At 49.1% G+C, this 3223-nt stretch carries 6 protein-coding genes; 5 read left to right on the top strand and 1 reads right to left on the bottom strand.

Annotated features, from left to right (window positions below):
- The 5 genes from AC1HCM_RS07960 to ccsB form a co-directional block, all read left to right on the top strand.
- Positions 1 to 249 (top strand): single stranded DNA-binding domain-containing protein (locus AC1HCM_RS07960; protein ID WP_479461236.1); only part of this gene is annotated, 249 nt, incomplete at its 5' end.
- Positions 250 to 263: 14 nt separating this feature from the next.
- Positions 264 to 974, top strand: coding sequence for a phosphate/phosphite/phosphonate ABC transporter substrate-binding protein (locus tag AC1HCM_RS07955; RefSeq protein WP_479461235.1), 711 nt, complete (start codon positions 264 to 266; stop codon positions 972 to 974).
- Between the two features lie 3 nt (positions 975 to 977).
- Positions 978 to 1199: a 30S ribosomal protein S18 gene (gene rpsR / locus AC1HCM_RS07950; RefSeq protein ID WP_479461234.1), complete on the top strand. Its 222-nt coding sequence runs from the start codon at positions 978 to 980 to the stop codon at positions 1197 to 1199.
- Between the two features lie 17 nt (positions 1200 to 1216).
- The gene (gene rplI / locus AC1HCM_RS07945; RefSeq protein WP_479461233.1) at positions 1217 to 1669 is read left to right on the top strand and encodes a 50S ribosomal protein L9; all 453 of its coding nucleotides are present in this window, start codon (positions 1217 to 1219) and stop codon (positions 1667 to 1669) included.
- A gap of 12 nt (positions 1670 to 1681) precedes the next feature.
- The gene (gene ccsB / locus AC1HCM_RS07940) at positions 1682 to 2614 is read left to right on the top strand and encodes a c-type cytochrome biogenesis protein CcsB (RefSeq protein WP_479461232.1); all 933 of its coding nucleotides are present in this window, start codon (positions 1682 to 1684) and stop codon (positions 2612 to 2614) included.
- Here the strand turns inward: ccsB and AC1HCM_RS07935 are convergent.
- Positions 2604 to 3223: HDOD domain-containing protein (locus tag AC1HCM_RS07935; protein ID WP_479461231.1), on the bottom strand; the 620-nt coding region annotated here is incomplete at its 5' end. The genes ccsB and AC1HCM_RS07935 overlap by 11 nt on opposite strands.

Here is a 3223-nt window from a genome sequence, read left to right as displayed (position 1 = left end):
AGGCTCTCAAAGGGTTACACCGTCGTCCTTGAGGGGAGGCTCACCCAGGACAGATGGACAGGTTCAGACGGGAAGAACTACAGCAAGGTCAGGATAGTAGCTGAGGCTGTGAGGATAATAAGGAAGCCCAAGATAGAAGAGGTTGAGGAGGAGGACATAGTGCCTCCCGGCATGGAGAAGATAGAGGAGGAGCTCAAGGACCTTGACCAGAAGAGCCCCTTTGATGAGGACGATGAGATACCTTTTTGAGAGAGGAAGCGTAAATGCACATTAAAGTCGCTGTATGTCCCCACGACTCTACGAAGAATAAGGCAAGCTGGCTCTACTTCATAACCTACCTCTCCCGACACACAGGTCTTGATATAACTATGGAGCAGTGCTTTGAGTTTGAGTGCTATTACAAAAGCTTCCCATCGGTGGATATGACTTATTCCAATCCCTTAGATGCCCTGAAAATAAAGAAGGAAAGGGACTTCATTCCTGTTGCAGGCAACGACAACTACGATGAGGTCGTAATTATAGCCAACAAAGAGGAGGAACCGTCTCTGCCTGCGATGATGGGCAAGAAGGTAGGACTGGTTAAGAACCAGTTTGCCAGTTACCTTGGTATGAAGGTGCTCAAAGGCAGAGGTATAGAGATTATCCCTGAGTACAGAGAATCATGGCAGGCGGTTTTGAGCAGTGTGGCTAAGGGGGAACTCCCTTACGGCTTCTTATATAAAGACTTCTGGGAACAGTTGTCCGATATATCAAGGACTGGAGTAAGGTTGATTTACGAAAGCGATGAGAGGCTGAGTTCCCATATACTTATGCTGGCACCAGAATACCTCCAGTACAGGAACCTAATCCTTGATGTCCTTAAAAAGATGCCAGAGGATGAGGAAGGGTCAAAAATACTCAAAGACCTTAGGATAGGTAAATGGTACCCTGTTGATTCCTTGGAATATATTGAAAAACTTATTCAGGAGGCGTGAAGGATGGCTATCAAGAGACCTACCAGGAAGAAGGTCTGTTACTTTTGTGAGAACAAGAAGGAGCCTGACTACAAGAACTACGAAGAGCTCAGGCAGTTTATGACCGAAAGGGCGAGGATAAAGTCAAGGAGGCAAACAAACCTCTGCAGCAAGCATCAGAAGAGATTAGCCCTTCAGATAAAGAGGGCGCGCCAGCTGGCACTCCTGCCCTACGTAGTAATCTGATTAAAGGAGGAGAGAAGATGAAGGTTGTCCTGACGAGAGACCTTGAAGGTCTGGGCTTCTTCGGAGACGTTGTTGAGGTCAAAAGGGGATTTGCCAACAACTATTTAATACCGAGGGGTTACGCCCTGCCAGCAACGGAAGGGAACCTCAGGCACGTCCAAGAAATTCTCAAGCAAAAGAGCAGGAAGCTTGAGAGGGAGAAGAAGAAGGCTGAAGAACTTGCAAAGAAGCTAAAAGATGTCGTCGCGGTAGTTAAGAAGCCGGTGGGTGAAGCGGGAAAGCTCTTCGGTTCCGTGACAGCCTCAGATGTTGTGAACGCTCTAAAGGAACAGGGCATAGAGATAGACAGGAAGAACGTAGTCTTCCCCCACACTATAAAGCAGGTTGGTCTTTATACGATAACCATCAGGCTTCACAAGGACGTTTCCGTTGATATAAAACTTGATGTCAAGCCTGAGGAAAAGGAGTAAATTATTTAGACCATGAAAGAGATAGCGGTAGAAAGAAAGAAGCTCAGCTTTCCTATAGATCTGCTCTTCCTCTTTGGAGGAGTTCTCACGGCGGGCTTTCTATCCCTTCTTCCCTATGAAAATACCTTCTGGTATAAGTCCGCAATGCTCGTTTACGGGCTTGCCTCCCTAATGTACATAGCCTATGCCCTCTTCAGGGAGAGATTCCTCGGAGGTGTTGCCACAGGTGTCCTCTTTCTGGGGCTCCTTCTGAATCTGACGGGCATGCTCAGAAGGGCAATAGAGAGCTACCAGATGGGGTTATTTCACCCTCCCTGGAGCAACCTCTTTGAGGCTCTTACCTTCTGGAGCTTCGTTGCGGGTTCAATATACCTGGTAATAGAGAGAAAGTACGGCTTCAAGCTCATAGGAGCCTTTGTAGCACCCCTCATATTCTTTACATCCGCCTACGCCATATTCAAGGCTTCCCATGAGATAACCCCGCTCATGCCCGCTCTCAGGAGCTACTGGCTTTACATACACGTGGTAGCAGCCTTCATAGGATATGCGGGCTTTACGGTCGCCTTTGGTGGTGCGGTGGCTTACCTGCTTAAGGAGCACTTCTCCGAAAGCAGGCTGGCGAAGGTTCTTCCCTCAAGGGACCTCCTGGATGAGATAACCTACAAGTCTATCGCCATAGTTTTTCCGGTATGGACAGCCTCAATCATACTCGGTGCAGCGTGGGCGAACGAGGCATGGGGAGGGTACTGGAGCTGGGACCCCAAAGAGGTCTGGTCCCTGATAGTCTGGCTTTTCTTCGGCGCCTACCTTCACGCCCGCCAGCTTATGGGCTGGAGAGGAAAGAGGGTTGCCTGGATGGTGGTTTTCGGATTTGTGACCGTCCTGATATGCTTCTTTGCTATAAACCTCTACTTCCCGGGGTTACATAGCTACGCTACCGAGTAGTTCTCCTCTTCCTCCTCTTCTTGGAGCTGTTTTTTTCTGTCATCTGCTGGGTTATCTTCTTAGCGTTCTGGACAGCCTTCTTAACCTTCTCCTTTGGAGCCTTTATTATGCTGGCTATCTTTGCGATTATCTCATCGTTCTCCATGTCCTCTTCCAGGAGCTCAACTAGCGAGAGGATGAGACCGAGCTCGTTGTACCTGCTTTCGTAAGCTTCCACTATGTCTTCATCAAGCTCCAGCTCCTTTGCTATCTCCTGAGGGTGCTCTCCCATCAGCTCATCGGTAAGGGAGAAGAGCCCCGTTATGTAAGCCTTCTCCTCAAGCCCAGGTGCGTAGAGCTTTGCGAGCTCCTCAGAGAGGCTCGCCCTAAGGAGGGACCTCTTTATAAGCTCCTCCTCTTCGTGGGCTGCAAACAGCTCCGTTATAGCTAAGGCGAGGGTGAAGTTAGCAACATTGTTCAGGCTCAGGAGGGATATGGCATCTTCAACGGAGTTTATATCCTGTGCCCTCTCCCTGTATAGGGACTTAACGAACCTGAGCAGTCTGTAGGTTGCCCCAACGTCCCTCTCAATAACCTCCGCTACCTTCTTGAGATCCCTCTTCTTGAGAG

Source organism: Hydrogenivirga sp. (assembly GCF_056450045.1).
This window is presented reverse-complemented; position numbering and strand designations above follow the sequence as displayed.